The organism is Bradyrhizobium acaciae (assembly GCF_020889785.1).
Classification (GTDB): domain Bacteria; phylum Pseudomonadota; class Alphaproteobacteria; order Rhizobiales; family Xanthobacteraceae; genus Bradyrhizobium; species Bradyrhizobium acaciae.
The window spans coordinates 1-1,876 of record NZ_JACMYK010000295.1; the positions used below are offsets into that span (position 1 = coordinate 1).

A 1,876-nucleotide genomic window follows, 5' to 3' on the forward strand; every position below is an offset into this window, starting at 1 on the left:
GTGCGCCACGACGGCGCGAAGGAGGTGTGATGTAGAGCACCTTTGAGCAGCCTTGCTGCACAGAAGATGGGGGTTGGCCCCTCGAACTCGGGTTGCAGGATCAGGGTTCAAACCACCGGCTGCTGCTTCGGCCCAATGGTCGAGGTGGTGAGCGAGACCGGAAAAGGCAGAGCGAGACTCTGTCAGGTAAGGATCGAGGAGACGAGCGCAAGCGAACCACCGATGAACTGTCGAAAGCGTAGGGAAGACGTCAAAACCAAGGGGTAGTCGTTATCTTGGGATCAGTCTGAGCGATACCTGTTTACGGCTCAGGCGGCGTCCGGCAGGCGAGGTGGCGTGACCTCGGTTCAGGCTTCTGTGCGGAACGTGGGAACCTGTATCGCGATGCCAAGGGAATGGTTCAAGTGGAAGCCCCACAAGAGTCTGAGTACCAATGCGCGATGCAGGGACGGAGCCGTGTGTAGTAGTGACGAAGGCACTGTAATGGTGGCGGAGCGAAGGCACGGCACTGTCCCGCTTGATTGGAAGAACAACCGGAAACGGGAGGACTCTTTTGGGTCAAGCAAAGCCGTATGACATCCCCAAGCGCTGGGTTTGGGAGGCGTACAAACGGGTTAAAGCAAATCGGGGCGCAGCCGGTGACGAGCAGTCGATCGAGGTGTTCGAGGCAGACTTGCAGAGCAATCTGTACAAGCTCTGGAATCGAATGTCTTCGGGCAGCTACTTTCCACCGCCGGTCAAGCGTGTGCAGATCGACAAGCGCGACGGCGGGAAGAGGCCGCTAGGAATTCCTACGGTGTCGGATCGCGTTGCTCAGGCGGTCGTCAAAGGATATCTGGAGCCGGATTTGGAGAAGCACTTTCATCCAGACTCGTTCGGATATCGACCCGGAAAATCGGCGCTCGATGCCGTTGGGGTTGCTCGCCAGCGATGCTGGCGGCATCCCTTTGTGCTCGATCTCGACATTCGGGCCTATTTTGACTCGATATCGCATGAGCTTTTGCTCAAGGCGATTCGGAAGCACACGGACTGCGCTTGGGTGTTGTTGTACATTGAACGGTGGCTTAAAGCTCCCGTTCAACTGGAAGACGGCACCCTTGAACCCCGTGAGAAGGGCACGCCGCAGGGCTCGGTGGTATCACCGCTGATGGCGAATCTCTTTCTCCACTATACGTTCGACATGTGGATGCGAAGAAATCATCCGAGCATCCCGTTCGAGCGTTATGCCGATGATATTCTCTGCCATTGCGACAGTGAGCGGCAGGCACAACAACTGAAGGAGGCGCTTGCGAAGCGCTTTGCCGAATGCGGACTGGAGCTTCATCCGGACAAGACGAAGATAGTCTATTGTAAGGATGACGACCGGCGAGGTGATTATCCTGAACAGAAATTCGACTTTTTGGGCTACACGTTCCGCGCCCGTCGGTCGAAGAACCGTTGGGGAAAGCACTTCGTCAACTTCAGCCCCGGTGTCAGCAATGCCGCGACGAAGGCAATCCGACAGGAAATCCGTGCCTGGCAACTACGCTGCCGGGTGGATAAGAGGATCGACGACCTGGCGAGGATGTTCAACCCGATCATTCGAGGCTGGATGAACTACTATGGTCGGTACTACAAATCGGCGCTTTACCCGACACTACGCCATCTCGACCGATGTCTCGCGCGATGGGCGATGTCGAAATACAAACGTCTGCGGCGACATCGAAGACGGGCAGAGCACTGGGTACGGGACATTGCGTGCCGCACCCCCACGCTGTTGGCCCATTGGCCGATGCTGCACAAGACGACGGCTGGACGGTAAGAGCCGGATGAGCGGAGACGTTCACGTCCGGATCTGTGAGCGCCTGGGGGTGAAACTCCCCCGGGCGACTCGACT

The 1,876-nt window shown here is 57.5% G+C and carries 1 protein-coding gene; it reads left to right on the plus strand.

The annotated features are described in order from the left end of the window. The first annotated feature begins 553 nt into the window (after positions 1 to 553). Positions 554 to 1,801: a group II intron reverse transcriptase/maturase gene (ltrA, locus tag H8A92_RS40335; RefSeq protein ID WP_229200786.1), complete on the plus strand. Its 1,248-nt coding sequence runs from the start codon at positions 554 to 556 to the stop codon at positions 1,799 to 1,801. The last annotated feature ends 75 nt before the right edge of the window (positions 1,802 to 1,876 follow it).